Genomic DNA, 26,326 nt, shown 5'->3' with positions numbered 1-26,326 from the left:
ATCTATTTATTATTAACCTTTTTATAATAATACGAAAAATGCAACAAAAACAGAATTGTGACCTTCCCTCAGGATGGAATGGTTCAATATCTCGAGTAACGAAAATCACTTGCGGACTACTCTTTTGCTTGACTACAGGAGTCTTTGCAGCGGGTGAAAATGTTGAATTGTTAACTTCAAATCGAATCGAAAATGTAGCGCCTGATCAGGTAGGAAAAACTGTTACTATTATGGTTCAGGACGAGATGGGGCCTGTTGTGGGTGCCAATGTTGTAGTGAAAGGAACGACAAACGGAAACATCTCAGATGTAGACGGAAAGGTCATCTTGCAAAATGTTCCTAACAACGCGACCTTAGTGATTTCTTATATCGGATATATCACTCAGGAAGTAAAAGTCGGCAGTCTCTCGACAATCAATGTGAAATTGGTTGAAGATGCTAAAACACTTGAAGAAGTAGTCGTAATCGGTTATGGCTCTTTGGATAAAAAACAGGTAACCAGCGCTATCACTTCTTTGAAGGCAGACGATCTGATGGTTGGTGTCAGTGGCGCCGATATTTCGGCTTCCCTGCAAGGTAAGATCGGCGGTTTGGTGATGTATAATTTAGGTAGTGCTAATGCCGGAACAACTTTCCAGTTACGTGGTATGACTTCTATCAACTCTGGAAAATCACCTCTTATCGTGATTGACGGTTTCCCGGGTGGTGATATTCGTTCGCTGACACAGGATGATATCAAGTCTATTGATGTTCTGAAAGACGGCTCTGCCGGTGCTATTTACGGTACTCGTGCGGCTGCCGGTGTGATTTTGATCACTACCAAGAGCGGTTCGGACACAAATGGAAAAGTGAAACTCACATATAGTAATGAGTTTACGAAAAAACAAAACTACAATGCTCCCGAAATGTTGTCCGGGCGTGAATATGCCGAACATAATATCGGTACGGATTACGGTTCGGACACAAACTGGTGGGACGAGATGATCAATAAGGATAATTTCTCGCAAAAACACCATTTGGCATTGGAAATGGGTACGGAAAAAGCACAGGTTTATACCTCTTTCTTTTATGAAAAGAATCAGGGTATCGCTTTGCAGGACGAACGCCAGGATTATGGCGGACGTGTGAATGCATCTTTCAAACTGTTAGACGACTGGTTGGAAGTTCGTCCGGCTGTGGACTATCGCCAGGCTGCCCGTAACAACCACTTCCCGAATTTCCAGCAGGCCATGCGTAACAATCCGACCCGTTCGCCGTACGACCCGGAAAGCGAGACCGGTTATAATGTGTGGAACAACGAATCGTTGGACTATAATGTAGTGGCGGATGTTATGCTGGAAGATTTTTATGGATTGGATAAATGGTTCAAGCCGGAAGTAAACCTGAAATTGAATATCAAACCTATTCCGGGTTTGAACTATCAACAGATTGTCGGCTATGAAAACCGCCAATGGGAAGAACACAAATATTGGCCCAGAACACATCGTAGCGAGATAGACAACTCCCGTAAGGGGCATGGCTATTTGGGTTTCAGCAAGACAGAAAATCTGACTTCGGAAGGATATTTCTCTTATGTAAAAGACTTTAGAGGAGGGCATAACCTGAATGCGACAGCCGGTTATTCTTATTTTGAGAAAAATGGAGAAAGTTTTGGTATGGATAACTATAATTTCTCAGTCGATGGTATCAAGTATTGGGATATGGGCCAGGGTAGCTATCTGTCTGATGGAAAGGCCGGAATGAGTTCCAGCAAATCGGTAACGGAACGTTTGTTCTCTTTATTTGCCCGTGCCAATTATTCTTATCAGGATAAATATATGCTTTCCGCCTCTATCCGACATGAGGGTTCTTCTAAGTTTGCTGCAGACAACCGGTGGGCAAACTTCTGGTCTGCAACGGCAGGTTGGCGTATTTCGAACGAAGAATTTATGAAAGACTTTACTTGGCTGGATGACTTGAAGGTTCGTTTTGGTTATGGTGTGACTGGTAATAACGACTTTAGTGCGACTTATATGGCTAATATGTTAGGCTCGGATACGAACTGGATGATGCCGAACGGCACGTGGGCTTATTCGTATGGAAAGTCGCAAAATGTCAATCCGAATTTAGGATGGGAAGAAAAGAAAGAATGGAACCTGGGTGTCGATTACTCTTTCTTTAACGGTCGTCTGTATGGAAAGTTCGACTACTATCGCCGTAAGGTGGAGAACTTGCTGTTCAGCGTAAAAGTCCCGCAGCCTCCTTATACACAAGGTAGCCAGATGCAGAATATCGGTAGCATGGAAAGTAAAGGTTGGGAATTTGAAGTCGGTGGCAACATTATCCGTACGAAAGATTTCACTTGGTCTTCCAATCTCAACTTGAGCCACAATACCGGAAAAATCCTGACTTTGGAAGGCGATAACTCGTATCATAACGGCAACGGTTTCGTAGCTCCGGGTACTCCGGGCGATGCCGCTCGTATGGAAGCCGGCTCGACAATCGGTTCATTCTATATTTGGAAGTTTGCCGGATTCGACGATGATGGCGGTTTTCTGCTGTATAACAAGGATGGCGAAGTGATCCCGGCTGCCCAGAAAACGGAAAACGATAAACAGTATATTGGCAACTATACTCCGAAATTGGTTATCGGATGGAGCCATACGTTGACGTATAAGAATTTTGATTTAGGTATTAACCTGCGTAGCTGGATTGATTTCGACGTGTATAATACTATTAATATGTATTATGGTATCCAGGGACAAGGCAACCTGAATGTGTTGAAAGACGCTTATGGCAAGTTCAACCATATCAAGGGTGAAAAGCAGGTTTGCGACTACTACTTGGAAGATGGTACATTCCTGAAGATCGATGCCATTACTTTGGGCTATACACTCCCGATGAAGAAATATACGAATAATTTGATCGATCGTATTCGTATCTACGGTACGGTTGGAAACGTATGTACGATTACGGGTTATAGCGGTATGAATCCGGAAGTCAATATTACAGGTTGGGATCAGGGTACGGAAAAATTCTGGGATACAGAACGCTTCTATCCGGTTACCCGTACTTGGACATTAGGTATGCAGTTTAACTTCTAATACAAGATTGTAAGATGAAAAAGAAAAATATATTCCAATTGTTTTTAGCCGGAGTGATCTGTCTGCTGTACACTACTTCTTGTAGCGTTGATCCTGAGTTTTATTCGCAGGTGGTTCCGGAAACATTCTATAGTTCTCAAGATGCCGTATGGCAGCGTTTCAACCGTCCGTTTACACACTGGCGTTGGTATATTGCCCATGATAATCCCCGTTGGGCGTTGCAAGAGTTGGGAACGGATGAATATTGCCTGCCGACACGCGGTAGCGACTGGTATGACGGGGCGAACTATCAGAAGTTCCACCATCATGAATATACGGAAGATATGACACGCATAGAAACAGGCTGGACCAACTTCGCGATGGGTGTCGCTTTGTCTTGGGATGCGTTGGAAGATCTGGAAAATGTCGATTTCGATGCTTTGGGTTTTCCTGAAGGTACACGCGAATCCATGTTGAACCAGCAGCGTACGTTGGCTGCCTCGTTCTATATAGACGGCTTGGATTTCTTCGGTGGAGTGCCTTTGTACACGACGACCCAGAGTGAGGTGAAAGGACGTTCGACGGATGTCGAGACTTTTAACTTCATCGATTCCTTGTTGAAAGTTGCCGTTCCGAATCTCCCGATCAAAGAAGAATTGGGTGGAATGGAAACCGGTTCGATCAACCGTGCAGCCGGGGCGGCTTTGCAAGCCCGTTTGTATTTCAATGCCAAGTCTTATATCGGTAAGGAGATGTTTACGGAAGCGGCCCAGATTTGCCAGGATATCATTGACGGTAAATACGGCCAGTATGCTTTGGAATCGGATTGGACCAATATTTTCGGGTTCGACAATGAGAGATGCCCGGAAATAATCTGGTCTGTACCAAGCCAGAATGCAAAGACCGAGACAGATGCTATGTATTGGGGCTGGCAGGTTCCTTACAATTATAAGAATTATTTAGGTGGTCTGGAAGGTTCCGGTTCAGATAATGGTATCGGTTTGACTCCGAGTTTGGACCCGACCGGCAAGCGTTATCCGTATAAGTTGGGTGGGGCTTATGCCAAATTCAATGATAAAGATATCCGGAAACAACCGTATGTATATGAAGGCAACGGCAAATATCGTGGAATGTTTATCGTTGGCAAATTGGTGAATCCGTTGAATCCTGAATGGGTTTGTACAGGTACGCGTGAGTATGCCGGTGAGGTCATCACGGTGGTCGACCAGGTAGCTTATTTTGCCAAAGTGGGAAAAGATCCGCAGTATCCGGATCTGGCTTCCTTGCCTTCCACGATTGCTACTGCTGAAGAAAACTCTTGTGTACGTGTGACGAAACGCAGCCCGCGTCCTAATCAGGATGAGTTTAAGCGTAAAGGTGATCCGGATTGTCCTGTTATCCGTTTGGCTGAAATCTACTATATGTTGGCAGAATGTAAAATGCGTGCCGGTGACAAGCAGGGAGCAGCCGATCTGATCAATACGGTTCGTAAACGTTATTTTGAAGACGGAGTCGATCCGGATCCGGTGACTGCTGCCAATCTGGATAAATACCGTATGCTGGATGAATGGCAATTGGAGTTTTTAGCTGAAGGACGCCGCCGTACGGACTTGATCCGCTGGGATGCCTATGTGACGGAAGACTGGTGGGATCATAAGGCGACTAACAATCCGAACTTCAACCGTTTCCCGATCCATTACAGTTTGATCGGCGCTAATAACCTGTTGGAACAGAATCCGGGTTATGGTAGCAAATAAGACATAAATAACGATCAGTTCTTTAGATCTCTGAAAGGGAGAGGAATGGCTGCGGATAAGCGGCATCCTCTCTTCTTTTATTTTCAATCTGAAATAATGTTGCTATATGAAATGGAAAACACTTGCTTTCTGGTTGTTTGTCTTTACCGGGATTTACTTTTTCTTCTGCTCTTTTAATCCTTATTTCTATGGGCGGCAGGAAGAAGTGCAATTGTTTTTTCCTGAATGTCAAATCATTTGGGAGATGCTACGTGAGCCAGGTGGTTTTTGTACGGTTTTAGGGCAGGCAATTGTGCAATATTATCCTGATTTGTCAGTGGCTTTGATTATTAATAGCTTCTTACTTTGTACTATCGGTTTTCTTAGTTATTCACTCCTGCAGGAAATAGCACCACGTGTTTATAACTTATTTTTAGCTTTAGTTCCGGTTTTCGGATTGATGAGGGTTCATATTCGTTCCGAATACGTGTTGGACGGGACGATCGGGCTCTGTCTGATGATGCTATTATTGTATGTTTTTGTACGTGTCCGGAAGGTGAGGACGCGATTTTGGTATGGAATAGGCAGCACTGTGGCGCTTTATTTGTTGGCCGGGCAGTTGGCGGCGCTTTATGGAATCCTATTGGTTGTTTTGAGTTATTTATGCGGACGGGAGAAATGGTACCATTTGTTTGTTGCCTTATTGGCCGGGGTAGCTTTGACTTATGCCGGTATTCGCTTGGCTATCTGTATTCCGTTGACAGACGGTATTTATTCGGAGCACTACCAGGAGGTGCAGATGCAGCCGGATTCTTATATCTATTTTGTATGGATACGTTTTACACTTCTTCTTTTTATTCTTCTTTTGATTGGAACGGGTATGAAATATCTGCCTTGGAATAAAATTTTTCAGAAGGTAATTGTGACTGGTTGTACGGTTGTTGTCCTTTTCTTTTTTTCCTCTTTCTGTTTACCGAATCAATATGATGTGCAAAATATGTTGATGGATAAATTGTCCGACCTGCAGCAGAAAGGAAATTGGGATGCGATCATTCAAATGCATCAGGGGAAAAAAGTAAGAAATTATATTAGCCTTAATTATCTGAATATGGCATTGGCGCAAAAAGGTCGTTTAGGGAATGAGCTGTTTCATTATGACCAGAGAGGCCCGCTAAGTCTTTTGGCTTCCTGGAACAGGACTTACTATATGAGCTGCCTGTTAAGCGATATTCATTATATGATCGGCGATATCAGCCTTTCCGAAGGATATGCAATGGAGGGCCTGACGCTTGCTAAACGGGGCGGGAGTCCTCGTATGCTTCAGCGATTGGTGAAAATCAGCCTGATACGGAATGATTTTGATCTGGCAAATAAATATTTGGATATACTCGCCCGGTTACCCCATTATCGCCGGTGGGCGGAAATATATGAGGATTATGTTTACCACCCTGAAAGAATAAAGCAGGATAAAGAACTTTCGGCAAAAACTCTGTCTTCATCCCGGCCGGATAATTTGCTTTGCCTGATTGAACTCGACAGTCTTTGGATGGGACATATTGAGGAATCTGGCACAAACCGGATTGCATGGGAGTATTTAGGTTGTTCTTATTTGTTGGCAAAGGAGATGGAGAAGTTCAAAACGTTTTTGTTACGTACAGGACAACTTCCGGAGGGGCAATCTCTTCCTGTCCATTTTCAGGAGGCTGCTTTAGTTTTGGCTGTAGAAGATGTTTCCATTCTCGATACCGTACCGGTTCGCACTGAAATCTTACAGCGATATAAACAATTCCAGAAAGATATTTTGAAGATCAAAAATAGTAGCGACGGGTTCGCCTGGCTTTATCAGCAATATGGGGATACTTTCTGGTTCTATTATTATTGTAAAAAATTGAATGGATAGCATATGAATTACCTGTATTCTATATTATTGGCTTGTGCGGTTCTTTTTTCTGCTTGTAACGAGGTCTTACCCGATGCGAAAATAGCGGAAGGAGAACTTGAGATATTTCCGGACTATAAGGAGGTCACTATTCCCTGCAATATCTCCCCTCTGAATTTTAAACTGAAAGAGCCTTCCAAAGCAATCCTTCATTTATCGGGGAAAGATCGGCAAATACAGGTGAAATCCGATCAGGGCTCTTTTCTGATACCGGAGAAAAAGTGGCGTAGTCTGTTGGAAGCATCGGCTGGCGGAACAATAATGGCCAAAATCTATATCTATAAGCATAATAATTGGTATCAATATGATGCTTTTCCTATTCATATTGCTAAAGAAAAAATAGATCCGTATCTGGTCTACCGCCGTATCGCTCCAGGTTACCGGATGTGGAACGAAATGGGCATATATCAGCGTAATCTGGAAAATTTTACAGAGACTGCTTTCTTGAGTAATAAGCAAACGAACAATAGCTGTATGAATTGCCATTCCTTCTGTATGCAAAGCCCAGACCGGATGCTTTTTCACCAGCGTATGACACATGCCGGGACCTATATACTAATAAATGGCAAAATCGAAAAACTCGATACGAAACTGGAACAAACAATCTCGGCATTGGTTTATCCCTATTGGCATCCATCCGGACGTTTCGTGGCTTTCTCAACGAACGAAACGAAGCAAGATTTTCACCTTTCGGATGCCAACCGGATAGAAGTGTTCGACAACAGATCGGATATTGTCGTTTATGACGTCGAAAAGCATGAGGTTTTTACTACTCCGCTACTGTTTTCCGGGGAGAACATGGAAACTTTCCCTGCTTTTTCGCCGGATGGGAAGCGATTGTATTTTTGTTCTGCACCGGTTAGGCAGATGCCTGAATCTTATCGGGAAATCAAATATAATCTGTTGAGCATAGCGTTTGACCCGGAAACCCGCGTGTTCGGACATGAAATAGATACGCTTTATAATGCCGTCCAGGAGGGTCGGAGTGCTAAATTTCCACGTATCTCTCCCGATGGTCGTTATTTGATGTACACGCTTTCGGATTACGGTAATTTTTCTATCTGGCACAAAGAGGCCGATTTACGTTTGTTGGATTTGACTTCAAATAAAACAGATACTTTAGCGCAGGTGAATAGCGATGATGTAGAAAGTTACCATTCGTGGAGTAGTAGTGGCCGGTGGTTTGTGTTTAGTAGCCGGCGGGAGGACGGATTATATACGCGTCCTTATATTTGTTATGTCAATAAAAATGGCGAAGCAGGGAAGCCTTTTTTATTGCCTCAAAAGGAACCGGACTATTATGAGTTGTCACTCTTTTCTTTTAATATACCGGAACTTGTTAAGGGGGAAATCAAAACAGATACTTATAAGCTGATCGATATTAGCAAATATGGGGCAACGACCGGAATCTCCTTTGTAAGATAATTAGCTCCTCTGCGAATACACATATAAGCATCTACTTAAATATCTGCCGGGTTATTCATTCCTTTACGGCACTATAACCCCATGAAGTACTGCAATACCATTTCACAGGCGATCTTGACAAGTCAGGACCTTCACGCTTGTTTAAGTTTTAAGAAATAATGAGCCATAATATTGTCATGGAACACAGATGACACAGATTGGGTTTTATCGGTGTTATCCGTGTCCCATGATAATACAAACAGGTTCAGTGAGCCCAAAACAGGCTTTACTTCCTGATTAATGACTAATATTCTTTATCAGTCAGGAAATCGATCATCCGTATGATTGCGCGGCTACATGCCGGGCAGAACGGGGCGTAATCGCGCATCATGCAGTGGTCCATAGGACGGTAGATACCTTTGGAGATGTAGCCGCCGCCTTCGAATACGCCGGCTTTATCCTTGTGTGCTGCGTCGAGTGGGGTCGGAACAGGAGTATTGGCCGGCAACAGGTCTTTCCATTTGCTGTCGAAGTCGACCAATGTCGTGATGTTCGGTTCCCACGGTTCGTATTTCAGGTTATAAAAATCCTGGTAAGCCACTTCCGAGGAGAAATACTCATCAGCTAATCCGGCAAAACTATGTCCGAACTCATGTGTAAAGACATCCGGAGTGCGGGGATTATCGGCCGTTCCGCAAGCATAGAAGTTATACATACCACCACCGCCGTACATATCCGTATTGATCAGCAGGAAGACCGCATCGCAGGGTACGTTCCAAACGGCATCGCGGATTGGTTTCATATCTTGGGTCGTCAGGTAGCGGTCTACTCCGAACGTGTAATAGCCGGAGTTGAGAGCCGTGTTCTTGAAAATGCCTTTGCCGGAAATATCCGTACCTGATTCTTCTGAAACCAGTTCGACAGCCCAGACATTGAAGTCATTGCGACGTGTAGTGAAAGGAGGAGTTGCGAATAATGCTTCCGTGAAGCGCTTGGCATCGGCTACGAATTTTTCCTGTTCGGCAGCCGTGTAACCTTCCGCGATAAAGACGAGGTCTACTTTTTCCGATGAATCCCCGTTATTTTGTATCTGATAGACTTTGTTCTCTTTTAGTTTTCCCCTGTCGATAAAGATACTTTTCGGATCGACTTCCTGTTTCAGCAGCGGGTGGAACTGCATATCGGCTTTGTCCCGTGCCGTGATTTCTACATAAACGGGAGCTTTCGGATAGGGGATGGAAGCGCTGTTCGTCCAGGACTGTGTTTCCGTTTTAGCCTGTTCCGTCGAACGCCATTCTTCAAACAAGGTGTTGAAGCCACGTGAATAGATCAGCTTATTGCTCGCTTTGTCATACACGTTAATATAGTAACCGCCATAATTAAACTTGTCGATCAGATTCTTTACCGGACCACCCCATGTCGGTTCTTCGCGTAGCTGCTGGATGGCCGCTGCCTGGGATTTGAGATTACCGCTTAGGGCAAAATCAACCCGGAGACTTTTCTTTTCAAAATATTTATCGAAGTCATTCTGCGCAAATACAGAAATGCTACAGAGAATGGCGATAAGCAAGAGTGAAATCTTTGTTTTCATATTAGTATGCGTTATATGTGTAATTCATATTCGCAAATATAAGGTTTTTTGTAGAATTGGCAGTGACAGCCGGCTGCTTTTCCCAAAAAGGTTTGGCGACCAAAACAGAATATACCAAATCAACGGCCAACTGTCAACTGCTTTTCTCTATTGTGAATCAGTGTTTGCTCAGATATCCGGAAACACCTTCGTTCGTTGCCTTCATCGCGTCTTTGCCTTTCGACCAGTTTGCCGGACATACTTCGCCGAACTCTTCGAAGTGCTGCAAGGCGTCTACCATACGGATCGCTTCGTCCACGTTACGTCCTAACGGCAGGTCGTTGATTACATAGTGACGGATTTTGCCCTCCTTATCGATTAGGAACAGGCCCCGGTAAGCAACAGGGGCGCCCGTGGCAACCAATTCGCCTTCTTCGTTAGTCAGGTAGTCGGCTGCCAATACGCCGTAGTTTTCTGCAATTGTTTTGGAGAAGTCTGCAACGATCGGATATTTCACCCCATGAATACCACCTTTGTTCTTATCCTGATTCAACCATGCAAAGTGAGAAAATTCGGAGTCGACGGAGCAGCCGACCACTGCAACATCGCGCTTCTCAAATTCACCCAGCTTTTCCTGGAAAGCGTGAAGCTCGGTCGGACAGACAAACGTAAAGTCCATCGGATAGAAGAACAGGACGACATATTTCTTCCCTAAGTATTGTTCCAGGGAAAAGTCTTCAACAATCTGATTACCGTTGATAACGGCGGGAGCATGGAACTCCGGCGCCTTTTTACCTATTAATGCTTTCATATTACTAATGTGTATTGTGTATTTAATATTGTCATAACAAAGTATATGCTTCCTTTGTTCCTTGGGACTTTTTCTTTCGGTAATGTTATTTAAGTCCAATATGTGTCCATTGTATTCAAACTTTGATTTACTTTGCATAAATCCTATACAAAACACAGAATATCATGGATGAGACTTCAGCTAAACAAATACTTTTAACAGACTTCTTTACTTATTATCCGGCAGGGGGAGCCTTGTATGACAGTGAGGGAGCTTTGTTGGAAATAAATAAAATCATGTACGAGAAGTTTGCTATTACGGATAAGCATGATTTCGTGTTGAATAATCTTTTTGAGACGGATTATTTATCAGACTTGCAGAAGAACCATCTGAGGAGTGGAAGTGTGTTGGCGGGTAATCAGCCGCTTGGATATTCCATTATTCCGGGGTTTGACAGCGAGGGGAATACTATCGGTTACACCTTGTTGTTGACTGATACCGAATCTTACAATCCGGATCGGGATATGATGCGGTATGACAGCAAGATGAAGGAACTGAAAGATATCTCGGATAAGGTCGCCCAGTCTGTCCCCGATACGATCCTTTTGATTAATAATCAGTTGGTGGTAGAACGTATCATCACTTATGCTTCTGAAACCTGCATCACGCCGGAGGCCTTGAACCGTCGTATAGATGACCTTCCCGGATTTATCTATCCCGAAGCCATAAAAAGGAAAATCGCTTCTGTTGTTCAAAAGAGCCTGGACACTTCGGAAACGGCCAATATGGAATTTTCAATTCCCGGGCACGATGCACCGGTTGTCTATTTTAAGCTGAGGCTGGTCCCGATTCAGCACAAATATGTGGTGGCCTATATCCGGAATGTCTCGGATATGGTGGAGAAGGAAAAGGAAAACCGGCATTTGTCTCACCAACTATCCGAAAGCCGCAGCATGATGGAACTGGCTCTACGGAACAGCCATATTTCGACTTATTCTTTTAATTTCGACTTGTTCCGCACCTGTGATAAGGAGAGTTGCAACCATTGTTTTCAGTTTTACGGTGCAAATAATGAATTGTTGGAACGAAACCGGTATATCTGCCGTGCCTTGTCTGTGTTGCGCCATCCGGAAGACCGGCAGGATTTCTTTCTTTTGTTCAATGAGATCCGCGATAAGAACCTGGAGGAACATTCGGTTAACTTCCGTTTGAAAAACGATTATGATGACCAATACCGGAGTTATGAAGTTATCGGTAAAGCGTTGGAAAAGGATGCTGAAGGCAAAACGAATCTGATTGTCGGTTGCGTGATCGATAACCAGAAACATGTGGAATATGAAAATTCACTGATTAAAGCCAAAGAGAAAGCTGAAAACGCCGATCTGCTGAAATCGACATTTCTTGCAAATATGACACATGAGATCCGTACTCCTTTGAATGCTATTGTCGGTTTTTCCGATCTGTTGAGCCTGGAAGAAGATCCTGAGCTTCGGGAGACTTATACGGGACTGATCAAGGCAAACAACGAATTGCTTCTAAACCTGATCAATGATGTCTTGGATATATCGAAGATCGAGTCCGATATGCTGACATTTACTTATACAGATGTTCATTTGCCTTCGATGATGCATGAAATACATCAGACGATGCAATTTCGTGTCCCGGAAAACGTCACGCTGATATTGGACCCTTGTCCGGTAATAACTTTAAATGCAGATAAAAACAGGGTTATGCAAGTGCTGATCAATTTACTGACGAATGCAACCAAATACACGGAGAAAGGAAATATCCGCTTCGGTTATGGCATCCGGCGTAACTTTGTCCGCTTCTATGTTACCGATACAGGCCGGGGCATCCCAAAATCCGAATTGGGAAATATCTTCGGCCGTTTTGTCCAGTTGAAAGGAAATAAACAGGGGATCGGTTTGGGCTTGGCCATCTGTAAAGGGCTGGTAAGTAAAATGGGAGGAACGATATCCGCTACTTCTGATGTGGGAAAAGGATCGACGTTTAGTTTTACGTTACCGTTAAATCCGTGATAATCATTAAATGTCATGAAAAGAATTCGAGTAATAGTCAGCTTGTTGTTATGTATAACGTTTTGTAGTTATGCGTTGGGAGAGGAAAAGAAAAATCTGAATATTGTCTTTATCGGGAACAGTATTACACAAGGAGCCTTATTGGAAGATCCGAGGCATGATGCGCCCCCTGTGAAAGCAGCCCTTTATCTGCGTAAACAACCGACGGGCGGGACTGTCCGTTATTCCAACCAGGGTGTGAGCGGAAGCACGACTCTCGATTTTCTGCCCCAAAACGAATCTCTTTTCCCGAAAGTTGTACAGGTAGCCGATCAGTTCAGGGATGAGACTTGGGCAACTTTGATTTTTTCCATTATGCTCGGAACGAACGACAGTGCCATTACCGGACCGAACGGTGCTCCGGTTTCTCCTTCCGATTATTACGGAAATATGAAGTCGATTGTCGACAGGCTGTTAGCTCTGTATCCGGATTGCAAGATCGTATTGCATCGTCCGGTCTGGTACAGCCCGAATACTTACAACGGCGCTAAATATCTTGAAGAGGGATTGAATCGTCTGCAAAGCTATTATCCGCAGCTGCAAGCGTTGGTGCTCGATTATTCCAAACGTTTCCCCGGACAGGTCTTTATGGGTGATACGGAAGGCTTCGATTATTTCAAAACTCATTATGAAACCGAATTGTTCCCCGAAGAAGGAAATGCCGGAACCTTTTACCTGCATCCCAATAAAAAAGGCGCAGCCGCCTTGGGGGAGCTTTGGGGGAAAGCCATACAGAAAGTATTTGAAAATTGACAATGGACAATTGACAATTAAAAATGTGAGCGCGAAGCTAATTGTCTATTGTCAATTATCCATTGTCAATTGGAAAAAGATTTATCTTTTTCCCAGTCTATGGTCAAGGATGCCGACATGGCATTCGCCATAATTCTTCAACTGTTCTACGATTTCTTTGGCTGTGGATTCTTCTTCAACCTGTTCGCGAACGAACCAGAAAAGGAAGTCTCTTGAAGCGTGGTCTTTATCTTTTTCTGCGATATCGACCATTTTGTCGATCAGTTCGGAAACGTAGCATTCGTGTTTGTAGACATGTTCGAATACTTCTGTGACGCTTCCCCATGCAGTCGGAACAACATTGATTTGGCCGATGGTGACGTTGCCGCCCCGGTCGATAGCATAATCGATCATTTTATGGGCATGTTCCAGTTCTTCTTCCGCTTGTTTTTTCATCCAGTGAGCGAAACCGTTCAGTCCCAATTTCTTGAAATGTACGGACATGGAAAGATACAAGTTTGATGACCACATTTCTGCATTAACCTGTGCGTTAAATGCTTCAGATAATTTCTTGCTTAAAACCATAATTCTGTTTCCTTTCTTTCAGTTAGATTTATAATACAATACAATTTTATACAGGCAAAGATATAGATAAAAAAATAATGGTCTGCTTTAACCGGATATTATTTTTCCTATAAAACAAACCATTATAAGCTTTAGTTTATACGGGCGGACGATTATTTGATTTCAATAATCTTTTCAGCCTTCTTAATGTCTTCCTCACTCTTTTTCGGGATGATGATGTTCAACACACCATTCTCTACCTTTGCTTCGATTTTTTCTTTCTCGGCATTGTCAGGAAGAACCATTGTCTGTTGGAACTTGCTATAGGAGAATTCACGTCTCAGATAGCGTCCGTCTTTCTTGTCTTCGTTCTTTTCTTCTTTTTTCTCCATCGATACGACCAGATTGTCGTTTTCGTCGATACGGATGTTGAAATCATCTTTTGTCATGCCCGGAGCAGCAACTTCTACTCGATAGTCCTTTTCCGATTCAATCACATTGATGGCCGGAGCTGTAGAGTTTGCTTTAATCATCCAGTCGTTGTCAAACAAATCATTGAATACATACGGTAACCAATTTTGACTTCTTCTCATCGGTGTCATAATACAGTCCTCCAATTATTTAGTTAAACATTTATTTTATTTCTGCTTCCGTCTCGTTTCCGACCCGGAAGCATTATACTTACTTCAAACAATATGCCAAAGCAAAAGGATGAAAATCTGACAGTTAAAGAATGTTTTAGTATGAGAAAGATTGACAGAAAATGAACCATTTTGGCAGATAGATGGAGGTGGAAAAGTAATAACTCTTATCTTTATCCCCTGATTCTTATATTATCAAGAGCATGAAAAAGAAAATAGAAGCCTTTATCGGGCGTTTGCATATTGCAGTCCGGCATAATCCGGTCGAAGTGATCCTTACAGTTTTGTTTTGCTGTTTTGGCTGTGCATTGTATGAGACGAATAACACAAGACTGATGGCCGTAGTTCCTTATTTTCCGGCTTTCTTCCTGATTACTTACAGTCTAAATTCACTGACGGAAGGAAAACGCTGGCGGTTTGCTTATTATCTGTCTTTGCTATTCTTTATACCGTTTTTCTGGAGGGAGAAAGATGCCTGGTCTGCCTTTTACTTGGTGACACTCGTCGTGGTTCAACTGCTTTATCTGGTTTGTGATTGGAGACGTGATAACGAGAGATTTGTCAGGAAAGGGCTTCGTTATCTCCGGGCCATGTGCTCGGCGGGATTATTAGCGATGATTGCCTGGCTATTGTCTGTGTCCATCTATTATTCGATCCAGTATATTTTTGAGATATGGCAATATGGAGACCGCCGGTTTATGGCATATTCGTCGAGTATTGCATTTGCCGGTATAATGCCGTTACTATTCCTTCTGTTTAACCAGGGGAAAGAAGAAGAAGGAAGTGCAGATAAATTGTTTAATGTATTGCTCAACTATGTCCTCTCGCCGGCATTGTTGATATATGCGGTCATTTTGTATCTCTATTTTATTAAGGTGGCGGTTTTATGGTCTTTGCCTAAAGGGGCGGTTGCGTATATTGTCGTCAGTTTTATATCGGCTACCTTTATTCTGAAGGGTTGTCAACCATTCCTGAAAAGAAGATATTATGACTGGTTCTACCGGCATTCCAGTTGGGTGGTGTTTCCTGCACTGGCCATGTATTGGATAGGGGTTTTCTACCGGATTAATCAGTATGGATATACGGAAGCGCGGGTTTATCTGGTCGCGGTGGGAGCTGTCCTGACAGGGATTGCCTTGTTGTTTTTGACCAGGCGTACGGGGCATTATCTGTATGCAGCCGTGCTTGCCGTCATTTTGCTATCGGCGGTAACGTATATACCGGGCATAACGGCAAAAGATATAGAACGGATTTCACAGGAGAAACGGGACAATTATCCGATCCGGGAAAACTTCGGAAATTATTATGAATACATCTCCATTTCCGATTATTCGCCTTTGGATATTACAGGCTATGAAACGCTTCAAGCCGTAGGCCATTATGACGAAGGCCCTATAAACAGCATGATGCAGGCGGATACCTTTTATTTATGCGACAAAAACTTACAGGTGATTTTTGAAGAGGAAAAGGATTCCCTTCTTGTCCGGCAGATGGAAAAAGCAGGACTGGCTCCGACCGATTCGATTCCGGAAGATTTATATCCGTCTATTCTTCGAGTGGATATGGATTCAGCCCTGTATGTATTTGGGGAGATTTCTGCTTATCGCAGTTCGCCGGATTCAGCTTATACAGTCTCGTATATGGGTGGAGGTTATTATCTGAAAAAAAGCTTACCTTTGCCGACTGATAACAAATAGCAAGCATGAAAAAGAATAATCAGAAAACTTTGTTTTCCGCACCCGACGGGAAGTCTTATCTGGTCCCGTTTCTGTTGATCACCAGCCTGTTCTTATTATGGGGCTTTGCTCACGGGCTGTTGGACGTATTGAATAAACATTTTCAGGGAGTCTTTACCATGACAAAAGCGGAGAGCGGTCTTGTGCAGTTCTCTACTTATATCGCCTATTTCCTGATGGCGCTTCCTGCCGGTATGTTCATGAAGCGGTTCGGCTATAAGAAAGGGATTATTTTAGGATTATGCTTGTTCGCCATAGGGGCGTTCGCCTTTATTCCGGCGGCTTATCTGCATTCGGCTTCCCCGTTTTTAGTCGCTTTGTTTGTGATTGCCTGCGGGCTGTGTATTTTAGAGACGGCGGCGAATCCTTATTCCACGGTTTTAGGGCCGAAGGAGTCGGGTGCGCAACGATTAAATCTTTCCCAGTCGTTTAACGGATTAGGTTGGATTTTAGGTCCGCTGGTTGGCGGTATGCTGATTTTCGGTGGGGCGGAAGATGACCCGTTTACGCTGACAAAACCTTATATCCTGGTTGGTTCGATTGTCCTGCTGGTCGCTATTCTTTTCTTCTTTACCAAATTGCCGGAAGTGCAGGTGGAAGAAGAAACGGATGGGCATGTAAATGAAAATGCATGCCCATCCGCCGGAATTTCCATGTGGAGGCATCCGCAGTTTGTCCGGGCCATCGTTGCGCAGTTCTGCTATTGTGCGGCGCAGACGGGGATTTTTAGTTTCTTCATTAATTATGTGACGGAGGTCGATTCCTCTATGACGAATATCGAGGCTTCGCGTATCTTAGCTTTCGGAGGAATGGCATTGTTTATGATCGGTCGTTTGTCCGGCAGTTTTACGATGAAATGGATGAAGCCGGCCCGTCTTCTGACTTGGTTTGCATTGGCGGATGCGGTTTGTATGGCGCTGGTAGTCGTTTCCATAGGTACTATTTCGTTGTATGCCCTTTATCTGTCTTTCTTTTTTATGTCTATCATGTTTCCGACAATTTTTGCCCTCGGCCTGGAAGGAATGGGTGCTTATACGAAGAAAGCCTCTTCTTATATTGTGATGGGAGTGGCTGGCGGTGCCTTCGCCCCGATGTTGATGGGGTATATCGGTGCGGAAAATATGGCGATCGGATTCGTGATTCCGCTTGTGGCATTTCTATATATCCTGTTCTTTGCACTGAAATGCAAAAAGGGGTAGCAAAAAAGGGGGTTATTGTAAAAAACGTATTTTTCAGGCTCGAAAGACGGTTGAAAGCAAACAAATGTTAACTCGCTTTTCAGACGTCAAAAAGTAGCTTTTTCCCTTTTTTCGGGAGTTTTTTGCCATTGCGACCGTCCTCTTTGCCATTACGACCGTTCTAATCTTCGCGAGCTGCCGAGTACATCACCCATTAGGACGGTCGTCGTGGCGATTACGACCGTCCTCTTTTGAAAAACGACCGTTTTCATGGCAAAAAAACCCCTAAATTTCCTTTGAATATTTGAGACGCCGTCCGTTTTATTTTGCTACAGGCGATTCTCCAGGAGTTAAGCTTTATCACTTTGACGGCATTTTCATCTTCCGATAATCAAATTGCACGCTTTTTAGAATTGTCCTGGCACCTCATTTCTTCTGTTGTCAGCCATAAAGGCGAAAACCGCAAAAAGAGTCAATCCAAAATCGATCAAAATTTCGGACGAAATAGAAAAATGGTCAAAAAGGGGGTTATTGTAATTTGCTTGGTTTTCTTGGAATATAGTGAGGCTATTAGATTCCCTTTTTTTGTTCCATATCTTTGTCGACTCTATACACTTTACTTGATATATGAATATATTGAGCAGAGGTCTTGTTTATCCTGTTTTTGTGGTGGAATGTGAAAAAAAGGATGATGAAATCGCTTGATAATAAATAAAACATTTATCTTTGGGAGAACTTATAAATCATATTATGATGAAACAATTAGGATGTCTTATGGCTGTTTTAGCTTTGTTTGCCTTTTATGCTTGTTCGGATGATGATGATTCTCAGATACCGAAAGAGTTGCGAACATTGAGTTTGAAAGTTTGTCCGAAATTATGGTGGCAATCGGATGCTTCAATTGGTATTTTGCTGCCTGATTCAGAGACAAGTACTGAAAATCAGCTTAACAGCGAGTATGGTGTAGAAAGAAAAAAAGATACTTTGTTCTTAAAGCCGATGGATGTTTCTAATGCAGTCCTGTTACCTTCGGATGGATCTTCATTAAATATTATTTCTTATCAGCCTTATTCAGATCAATTGAATAAAGAAACTCTATCATTATCCATCGATCTTCAAGAACAGGATAAATGGTATGCTGATGGGTTTAGAGCAAGTAAGAGTATTTCGATTTCAGCTCCTGTCGATACTGCTGTTTTTGTAGATTTGGAAGAGCGTCTTGCGACATTGGATATTGCCGTGCGTAAATTTAATGGGGATGACAGTACTCCAATTAAATTGACAAAAGATAATATCTATATATCTAATGTAGCCTTATCCGGTACATATTCGTTCCTGAATGGTGGATTTGAGAATCTGACTGTCTCTGATAAATATCCTTTTTCTATTTTTGATGAATCGGGAACGGCAAAAGGGATTTTTATTCCGACAGATAATGCTTTGACTATAATTTATATAGATGAAAATGGTAAGGAATTTGAATTCCCCATTATCGATATGGCTGGCAATCCCGTGGAACTTCGTTTACAGGCCGGAGCCAGGTGGGTTATTTCTTTGATAATAAATGAAAATACGCTGAAAGCTACTGCGATTGCCAATTGAGAAGGTAGGCTTTTATACGATTAGCTTCATTCAACAAAGACACGATTGCAATTATCGGCACATTGAAAAAAGGAGGCATGTCATAAATATAATGTATTTATAGCATGCCTCTTTTTATGATTCTTACTGATTCAACATCTGATATAGCTTATCTAACTTCGGAGCCATGATGATCTCCGTGCGGCGGTTCTTGGCGCGTCCGTCGGCCGATTCGTTGTCGGCAACAGGCATGAATTCGCCACGGCCGCAAGGTTGTATCTGTAATGGGTTGACACCGTAGTCTTTTGTCAGGATACGAACGACGGAAGTAGCGCGTATCACGCTCAGATCCCAGTTATCTTTGAACTGGACGGTGTTGATCGGCTTGCTGTCGGTATGGCCTTCGATGTAAACGTCGATGTCGGTCTGTTTGTTGAGGACCTCAGCCAGCTTAGCCAAAGCCTCTTTCCCACGTTTGTCTACGCGGGCGCTTCCCGATTCGAACAGGAGTTTGTCCGACATCGCGACGTAGACTTTCCCGTCTTTTTCACGCACAGTCAGTTCGTCGCTGCTGAAACCCAACAGGGCGTCTTTCACGCTGTTCAGGAGGTTTTGCACCCGTTCGTTCTGGGCGTTGATCATGTCCTGCAATTCATTGATGGTACGTTCGCGTTCATCCAGTTCACTCATCTTCTGGCTCAACAGGGAGTTCAGTTTTTCCTGCTCTGTCATGTTGGTGTTGAGCATACTCTGATAGTTACGGATGTTTTTCCCCATGCGGGTGGTGTCTCGCTCGAGAGCGGCAAGGCGCGATGAGAGCTGGTCGCTGTTGTCGCGGCAGTTCACAAGCTGGTTCTGCAGGTCGTCTCCCCGGGCGATAGCTTCCAGGCGTCCGTTCTCGGCCAGCAGATATTTTTTCTTCGTCACACAAGAGGTGCAGACAAGCAGTGCGGAGACTGCAACTAATAGAACCTTTTTCATTGCATTCATAATTTTGGCGAATGTAATATTTATTACACATTACTTGTACCGGGTTTAGGATATTTGCAAATAATTAAACTATAATTAAGGCTGTATGAATATAAGAGAAATAATTGACACGGTACTTCCTACGCGGCAGGCGAGACTATTTGCTGTCGCAGCAGCGGGAGTCGTGTGTGGTCTCGGAGCCTATACTGTCTTTGCTTCCAGGGCGTGGAGCTACCTGTCGGATGATCCGTCGGGCTGCGTGAATTGCCACATCATGGCTCCCTACTATGCCACCTGGAACCACAGCTCGCACAGTCGTAACGCCACCTGTAATGATTGCCACGTACCTCATCAGAGTTTTGCCAGGAAATGGCTTTTCAAAGGCATGGACGGTCTGCGTCATGCTGCAGTATTCACGATGCGAGGCGAACCGCAGGTCATCCAGGCACTCGACGGCAGTGCCGAGGTCATCATGGACAACTGCATCCGTTGCCATACGCAATTGAACACCGAGTTCGTCAGCACGGGCCGTATCGATCATGAAATGGCGCTTGCAGGGGAGGGGAAAGCCTGCTGGGACTGTCACCGCGACGTGCCTCACGGGGGAACGAACAGTCTGTCGTCCACGCCAAACGCCCTCGTGCCCTATCCGAAGACAAACACACCGCAATGGTTGAAGGATATGCTTACAGAATAACCGATAAATTAAAATGCAACAAATATGGAAAAGAAATTAAAATCATGGCAAGGCTGGTTATTGTTCCTCGGGACGATGGCAGTCGTTTTTGTATTAGGCATGTTAGCCTCCTCCGTCACGGAAAGGCGGGCGGAAATAGTCAGTGTTTTCAACAACAAGAAGACGGAGATAAAAGATGTTGAAGGAAGAAACGAACTGTTCGAGCCGAACTATCCGCGTGAATACCAGACCTGGACAGAGACGGCAGACACCAGCTTCAAAAGCCTCTATAACGGAAGCCAGGCGGTGGACGTGCTGGAACAACGTCCCAACATGGTCATTCTCTGGGCCGGCTATGCCTTCTCCAAAGACTATTCGACCCCTCGCGGACACATGCATGCGATCGAGGATATGCGCCACACCCTCCGTGTCGGTTCCCCTATGACCGAAGAAGACGGAGGCCCGCAGCCGGCCACCTGCTGGACCTGTAAAAGCCCCGATGTCCCCCGTATGATGCAAAGTATCGGAGCCGAAAACTTCTATAAGAGCAAATGGTCCGCCATGGGAAAGGAGATCGTGAACTCGATCGGCTGTGCCGACTGCCACGAACCGGAGAACATGAACCTCCGCATCAGCCGTCCCGCCCTGATCGAAGCCTTCCAACGCCAGGGAAGGGACATCACGAAAGCCACTCCCCAGGAAATGCGTTCACTGGTCTGTGCACAATGCCATGTGGAATATTACTTCAAGGGAGACGGCAAATACCTGACCTTCCCCTGGGATAAAGGTTTCACGGTGGAAGATATGGAAGCCTATTACGACGAAACAGGCTTTTTCGACTACAAACATAAGCTCAGCCGTACCCCGATACTGAAAGCCCAGCACCCGGACTACGAACTTTCCATGATGGGAATCCACGGACAGCGCGGCGTCTCCTGTGCCGACTGCCACATGCCTTACAAGAGCGAGGGCGGCGTGAAGTACAGCGACCACCACATTATGAGCCCGCTCGCCATGATCGACCGTACCTGCCAGGTATGCCACCGGGAGAGCGAAGAGACCCTGCGTAACAACGTCTACGAACGTCAGAACAAAGCCCGCGAAATGCGCGACCGCCTGGAAACAGAGCTTGCAAAAGCCCACATCGAAGCCAAGTTTGCCTGGGACAAGGGAGCCACCGAAGAACAAATGGCCCCCGTCCTGAAACTCCTCCGCCAGGCACAATGGCGCTGGGACTTCGGCGTCGCCTCCCACGGAGGAGCCTTCCACGCCCCGCAGGAGATCCAACGTATTTTAGGTAACGGAACCGACCGTGCCCTGCAAGCCCGCTTAGTTATCTCCAAAGTGTTAGCTAAGTTAGGCTACACCGACGACGTGCCGATGCCCGACCTGTCGACAAAGGAAAAAGCCCAGCAATACATCGGCCTCGATATCCCGGCCGAACGCGCCCAGAAAGAGAAATTCCTGAATACAGTCGTTCCGAAATGGCTCGAAGAAGCCAAAGCGAACAACCGCCTGGTAAAAAACAGTTGATATGTGGAACAAGCCTTGGAGATATGCTGAAGGTTGTGCGATAGGCGCCGGTTTATTAGTGACCAGCCTTATCCTGCAACTCACCGCCGGCCCTGTCGATACCGCCTTTTTCCGGTATCCGGTCAACCTGTCGTTCGGCGGAGTCTATCTCATCCTGCTCCTGATCCTACACCTGCTGAGCCGGCGAAGTGCAGCCCTGCGCTGGTTTGCCGGCCTGGAAGCCAGTATAACGTCATTGTGTTTTTGGTTGGTATTAGTCATTCTGATGGGGCTCACTCCGCAAGTGGCCCCATCGGAACATCCTTCCGTCGGGTGGATCGCCAGGTTAGGGTTCGACCGGATGACTACCTCATGGCCTTTCGTGCTGCTTTTCCTCTATGTGCTGACGGTCCTGGGACTGGTGACACTCCGTAAGCTCGCCCGTTTCCGATGGAAAGACATCCCGTTCGCCCTAAACCACGCCGGCCTGTTCATCACGCTCTGGGCGGCCATCCTCGGAAACGGCGACTTGCAACGCCTGCGCATGTCCGTCAGCGAAGGAACGGCCGAATGGCGTGCGACGGACGAAACCGGCGGCATGGTCGAACTCCCGCTCGCCGTCGAACTGAAAGCCTTCACGATCGACCAATACCCGCCCAAACTCATGATAATCGACAACACAACCGGTAAAGCGCAGCCCGAAGGACAGCCCGTCAACCTCCTGGTGGAAGAGCCGCCCCTTTCCGGCTCCTTGTTAGATTGGACGGTCGAGGTTACCGACTTCCTCCCGATGGCCGCCTGTATAGCGGACAAGGACACGGTGAATTTCGTCGGCTTCCAATCCGAAGGCGCGACCTCCGCACTGTATGTGAAAGCACTGAACCGGAAAGACGGCAGTCGCCGCGAAGGCTGGGTGAGCTCCGGTAACTACATGTTTCCCTACGTCACCCTGCCGTTGAACGATTCGGAAGTCCTTGTCATGCCCGAACGTGAGCCGAAACGCTTCGCCTCCGATGTGACAGTCTATACGAAAGAGAAACAGAAGAAAGAGGCCCTGATCGAAGTGAACAAACCCCTCTCCGTCGGCGGCTGGAAGATTTACCAGCTCAGTTACGACGAGACGATGGGGAGATGGAGCAAAATCAGCATCTTCGAACTGGTCTGCGACCCCTGGTTGTCGGTCGTGTACGCCGGAATCTGTATGATGTTGGCGGGAGCCGTCTGCCTGTTCGTTTTTGCACCGAAGAAAAAGGAGAATTGATATGGATTGGAACTATTTTATCTGTTTTGCATTTCCCGCCCTCCTCTGTTGGGGAATGAGTGCCTGGATGGCCTACCGCCCGGAACGCTTCGGACGCGCCGTCGTCCTCAACCTGTCAGGGTTGGCGATCTTCTTCGCCTTTATCGTCGGCATGTGGATCTCGCTCGAACGTCCGCCTCTCCGGACGATGGGGGAGACACGCCTCTGGTACTCCTTCTTCCTTCCGGTAGCCGGGCTGATCACCTACGTCCGCTGGCGGTATAAATGGATCCTTTCGTTCAGTACCCTGCTTGCCGGTGTGTTCATCTGTATCAATCTCCTGAAACCGGAGATACACAACAAGACGCTTATGCCCGCCCTGCAAAGCCCCTGGTTCGCCCCGCACGTCATCGTCTATATGTTCGCCTACGCCATGTTAGGCGCCGCCGCCGTCTTCGCCCTTTACCTGCTGTTCCACAGGAAAGGACAGTCGATCGACACCGACCGGATGGCCCTTTGCGACAACCTGGTCTACGTCGGCACCGCTTTCCTGACCATCGGCATGCTCTTCGGGGCTATCTGGGCGAAAGAAGCCTGGGGGCACTACTGGAGCTGGGACCCGAAAGAAACCTGGGCCGCCGCCACCTGGTTGGCGAACCTCCTGTATATCCACTTCAGGCTCAACCGGCAGGCGCGCCACCGGGCCGCACTCGGTTTGCTGCTCTTCTCCTTCATCCTCCTGCAAGTTTGCTGGTTCGGGGTGAACTACCTGCCGTCCGCGCAGGGGAAAAGCGTGCATACCTATAATATAGAATAACTAAACACTAAAAAATAAATCGTATGAAGAAACTGATGTACATCCTCTCAGGCCTCGTCCTGTGGAGTTCCGGCATGGTGCATGCCGAAGAAAAAGAAAACACGGAAGCGAAGGAGAACACCTTCTCCATGAATATCCAGATACGTCCGCGAGCCGAGTACCGCAACGGCGTCCTTTTCCCCCGCAACAAAGGGGACGAGGCGACGGGCTTCATCAACAACCGCGCACGCCTTTCGATGAACTACGAGCGCGACAACCTCTCCATCGGACTCTCCGCCCAGCACGTCGGCGTATGGGGACAAGACCCGCAAATCGACAAGAACGGCCGCTTCATCCTCAACGAAGCCTGGGCACAGTTGGATTTCGGCCACGGCCTCTTCGCCAAGCTCGGCCGCCAATCCTTGGTGTACGACGACGAACGCATCCTCGGCGCACTGGACTGGAACGTGGCCGGACGCTACCACGACGCCCTCAAATTAGGGTATCAGAACGCCGAAAACCAGCTCCACCTTATCCTCGCCTTCAACCAGAACGACGAGAAGACGATCGGCGGAACCTACTACGCCCCCGGCGCACAGCCCTATAAGACGATGCAAACCCTCTGGTACCAGCATACCTTCAGCCCGGATTTCCGCGCCTCTTTCCTCTTTATGAACCTCGGCATCGAACCGGAAGACCCCGAAACGAAAAAGGCCGATACGAAGTATATGCAGACCCTCGGGACAAACCTCTATTACCTGCCGGGCAACTGGACCTTCGGCGGAACCTTCTACTACCAGTTCGGCAAGACCGTCGCCAACCGCGACATCTCCGCCTTCATGTGGGCCCTCAACGCCGCCTACCAGATCGATCCGCACTGGAAGATCGGCATCGGCAGCGACTACCTGAGCGGAGCCGGTGACGATCCCGACGGCAAGTACAAAGCCCTCGACCCGCTCTACGGAACCCACCATAAGTTCTACGGCGCCATGGACTACTTCTACGCCTCCAAATTTATCGACAACAACACGAACCCCGGCCTGTGGGACAACCAACTCTCCGTCGCCTACAAACCGTCGAAGAAAGTTAACCTCTCGCTCGCCTACCACTACTTCTCGGTTACCGGCGATGTCTACGCCGGCCCCGGCGAAGAGGCAAGCCGCGGTTTGGGATCGGAACTCGACTTCCAGGTGGACTGGCAAATCATGAAAGACGTGAAACTCTCCGCCGGCTATTCGACGATGCTTGCCGGAGAAACGATGGAAATCGTCAAAGGCGGTCATCCGTCGAGCTGGCAGGATTGGGGATGGCTGTCGTTAAACATCAATCCGCGCGTATTTATGACGAAATGGTGAATTGCTTAGTACCGGAAAAGTCCTATCTTTGCCGGAGGGGAACAAATCCGGTACTAAACGATAAACATTATGGATATTCACGACATATTTAAAATTCCGCTCTTCAGGGACTTTACCCTGAAGATGCAGGAGGAATTGCTCGACAAACTTGAATACAGAATCGACCACTATCCGAAGGGGGAGACGATTATCCGGCAGGGAAACACCTGCAACGACCTGCACATCCTATTGGAAGGAAAGCTCAATGTAGACGTGACGGACTTGTCAGGCAGCATTGTCCGCGTCGAAGTCATCCAGGCCCCGCGCACCTTTGCCACCCCACATATATTTGCCCAAAAGAACCAGTTCCCCGCCACCTTTACCGTAGAAGAAGACGTCACCCTTATGCGTGTCGCCAAAGCCGATTTCTTTACATTGATGCACAGTATGCCGCAACTGCTTCACAATTTCCTTTGCGTCAGCACCAGTTGTAACCGCTGTACGATGACCCGCCTTCGCGTCCTCTCGTTCCGCGGAATCCGGAGCCGCTATATCTATTACCTGCTTGACCACTTGAAAGAGGGTTCGAGCATTGTCGAGCTGGAACACAACCAGGTGCAGCTTGCCGAATACTTTGGCGTGACGCGCCCCGCCCTGTCCAAAGAGATCAATAAACTTGTCGACAGCGGCTTTATCGAAATCTCCCGCAACAAAGTCCGCATTTTGAACAGGCAGGCATTGACCTGTATGTTATGAGGCATATCTCTGAAGAAAGTATTATATTTGTC

General features: G+C 46.2%; 20 protein-coding genes. 15 read left to right on the top strand and 5 right to left on the bottom strand.

Going from position 1 to position 26,326, the window contains the following annotated elements; translation table 11 throughout:
- The first annotated feature begins 38 nt into the window (after positions 1-38).
- The 4 genes from DWW90_RS07970 (at position 39) to DWW90_RS07955 (ending at position 8,162) form a co-directional block, all read left to right on the top strand.
- Positions 39-3,083 carry a SusC/RagA family TonB-linked outer membrane protein gene (locus tag DWW90_RS07970; protein ID WP_122344595.1) on the top strand — a complete coding sequence of 1,015 codons (3,045 nt, stop codon included), beginning with the start codon at positions 39-41 and terminating at the stop codon, positions 3,081-3,083.
- Between the two features lie 14 nt (positions 3,084-3,097).
- Positions 3,098-4,819 carry a RagB/SusD family nutrient uptake outer membrane protein gene (locus tag DWW90_RS07965; protein ID WP_122344594.1) on the top strand — a complete coding sequence of 574 codons (1,722 nt, stop codon included), beginning with the start codon at positions 3,098-3,100 and terminating at the stop codon, positions 4,817-4,819.
- A gap of 106 nt (positions 4,820-4,925) precedes the next feature.
- Positions 4,926-6,698: a DUF6057 family protein gene (locus DWW90_RS07960; protein WP_122344593.1), complete on the top strand. Its 1,773-nt coding sequence runs from the start codon at positions 4,926-4,928 to the stop codon at positions 6,696-6,698.
- Between the two features lie 3 nt (positions 6,699-6,701).
- Positions 6,702-8,162, top strand: coding sequence for a PD40 domain-containing protein (locus tag DWW90_RS07955; RefSeq protein WP_122344592.1), 1,461 nt, complete (start codon positions 6,702-6,704; stop codon positions 8,160-8,162).
- Positions 8,163-8,445: 283 nt separating this feature from the next.
- On the opposite strand, the gene DWW90_RS07950 is transcribed toward DWW90_RS07955, so the two are convergent.
- Together DWW90_RS07950 and DWW90_RS07945 are read right to left on the bottom strand one after the other, a co-directional pair.
- Positions 8,446-9,732 carry a M64 family metallopeptidase gene (locus DWW90_RS07950; protein WP_122344591.1) on the bottom strand — a complete coding sequence of 429 codons (1,287 nt, stop codon included), beginning with the start codon at positions 9,730-9,732 and terminating at the stop codon, positions 8,446-8,448.
- Between the two features lie 157 nt (positions 9,733-9,889).
- The gene (locus DWW90_RS07945) at positions 9,890-10,522 is read right to left on the bottom strand and encodes a peroxiredoxin (protein ID WP_115498125.1); all 633 of its coding nucleotides are present in this window, start codon (positions 10,520-10,522) and stop codon (positions 9,890-9,892) included.
- Between the two features lie 164 nt (positions 10,523-10,686).
- On the opposite strand from DWW90_RS07945, the gene DWW90_RS07940 reads away from it, so the two are divergent.
- Positions 10,687-12,540 (top strand): HAMP domain-containing sensor histidine kinase, encoded by a 1,854-nt coding sequence (locus DWW90_RS07940; protein WP_122332978.1) that lies wholly within the window; start codon positions 10,687-10,689, stop codon positions 12,538-12,540.
- Positions 12,541-12,555: 15 nt separating this feature from the next.
- Positions 12,556-13,332 (top strand): GDSL-type esterase/lipase family protein, encoded by a 777-nt coding sequence (locus DWW90_RS07935; RefSeq protein WP_122344590.1) that lies wholly within the window; start codon positions 12,556-12,558, stop codon positions 13,330-13,332.
- Between the two features lie 81 nt (positions 13,333-13,413).
- On the opposite strand, the gene DWW90_RS07930 is transcribed toward DWW90_RS07935, so the two are convergent.
- Positions 13,414-13,896 carry a ferritin gene (locus DWW90_RS07930; protein ID WP_115498128.1) on the bottom strand — a complete coding sequence of 161 codons (483 nt, stop codon included), beginning with the start codon at positions 13,894-13,896 and terminating at the stop codon, positions 13,414-13,416.
- Positions 13,897-14,048: 152 nt separating this feature from the next.
- Positions 14,049-14,477 (bottom strand): Hsp20/alpha crystallin family protein, encoded by a 429-nt coding sequence (locus DWW90_RS07925; RefSeq protein ID WP_122344589.1) that lies wholly within the window; start codon positions 14,475-14,477, stop codon positions 14,049-14,051.
- Between the two features lie 242 nt (positions 14,478-14,719).
- Here DWW90_RS07925 and DWW90_RS07920 point away from each other — a divergent pair, with 242 nt between their 5' ends.
- The 3 genes from DWW90_RS07920 to DWW90_RS07910 all read left to right on the top strand — a co-directional run bounded on the left by DWW90_RS07920 (position 14,720) and on the right by DWW90_RS07910 (position 19,032).
- Complete coding sequence (locus tag DWW90_RS07920; RefSeq protein ID WP_122344588.1) at positions 14,720-16,213, top strand: DUF4153 domain-containing protein; 1,494 nt, start codon at positions 14,720-14,722, stop codon at positions 16,211-16,213.
- Between the two features lie 5 nt (positions 16,214-16,218).
- Positions 16,219-17,451, top strand: a complete 1,233-nt coding sequence (gene fucP / locus DWW90_RS07915; RefSeq protein WP_122332974.1) for an L-fucose:H+ symporter permease — start codon at positions 16,219-16,221, stop codon at positions 17,449-17,451.
- A 729-nt stretch (positions 17,452-18,180) separates the two neighbouring features.
- Positions 18,181-19,032, top strand: a complete 852-nt coding sequence (locus tag DWW90_RS07910) for a fimbrillin family protein (RefSeq protein WP_122344587.1) — start codon at positions 18,181-18,183, stop codon at positions 19,030-19,032.
- Between the two features lie 123 nt (positions 19,033-19,155).
- On the opposite strand, the gene DWW90_RS07905 is transcribed toward DWW90_RS07910, so the two are convergent.
- Positions 19,156-19,992 (bottom strand): OmpA family protein, encoded by an 837-nt coding sequence (locus DWW90_RS07905; RefSeq protein ID WP_122344616.1) that lies wholly within the window; start codon positions 19,990-19,992, stop codon positions 19,156-19,158.
- 94 nt (positions 19,993-20,086) lie between these two features.
- Between DWW90_RS07905 and nrfH the strand changes: the two genes are divergently transcribed.
- From nrfH to DWW90_RS07875, 6 genes are all read left to right on the top strand, one after another.
- Positions 20,087-20,677, top strand: coding sequence for a cytochrome c nitrite reductase small subunit (nrfH, locus tag DWW90_RS07900; protein WP_122344586.1), 591 nt, complete (start codon positions 20,087-20,089; stop codon positions 20,675-20,677).
- Positions 20,678-20,701: 24 nt separating this feature from the next.
- A complete protein-coding gene (gene nrfA, locus DWW90_RS07895; RefSeq protein WP_122344585.1) occupies positions 20,702-22,189 on the top strand; it encodes an ammonia-forming cytochrome c nitrite reductase in 1,488 nt (495 codons plus the stop codon).
- 1 nt (position 22,190) lies between these two features.
- A complete protein-coding gene (locus DWW90_RS07890) occupies positions 22,191-23,429 on the top strand; it encodes a cytochrome c biogenesis protein ResB (RefSeq protein ID WP_122344584.1) in 1,239 nt (412 codons plus the stop codon).
- Position 23,430: 1 nt separating this feature from the next.
- The gene (locus tag DWW90_RS07885; RefSeq protein WP_122344583.1) at positions 23,431-24,225 is read left to right on the top strand and encodes a cytochrome c biogenesis protein; all 795 of its coding nucleotides are present in this window, start codon (positions 23,431-23,433) and stop codon (positions 24,223-24,225) included.
- Positions 24,226-24,248: 23 nt separating this feature from the next.
- Positions 24,249-25,559: an alginate export family protein gene (locus tag DWW90_RS07880; RefSeq protein WP_122344582.1), complete on the top strand. Its 1,311-nt coding sequence runs from the start codon at positions 24,249-24,251 to the stop codon at positions 25,557-25,559.
- 69 nt (positions 25,560-25,628) lie between these two features.
- Positions 25,629-26,294 carry a Crp/Fnr family transcriptional regulator gene (locus DWW90_RS07875; RefSeq protein WP_122344581.1) on the top strand — a complete coding sequence of 222 codons (666 nt, stop codon included), beginning with the start codon at positions 25,629-25,631 and terminating at the stop codon, positions 26,292-26,294.
- Positions 26,295-26,326: the final 32 nt, after the last annotated feature.

This window comes from Parabacteroides sp. AF17-28, assembly GCF_003479205.1.
Classification (GTDB): domain Bacteria; phylum Bacteroidota; class Bacteroidia; order Bacteroidales; family Tannerellaceae; genus Parabacteroides; species Parabacteroides acidifaciens.
This window is presented reverse-complemented; position numbering and strand designations above follow the sequence as displayed.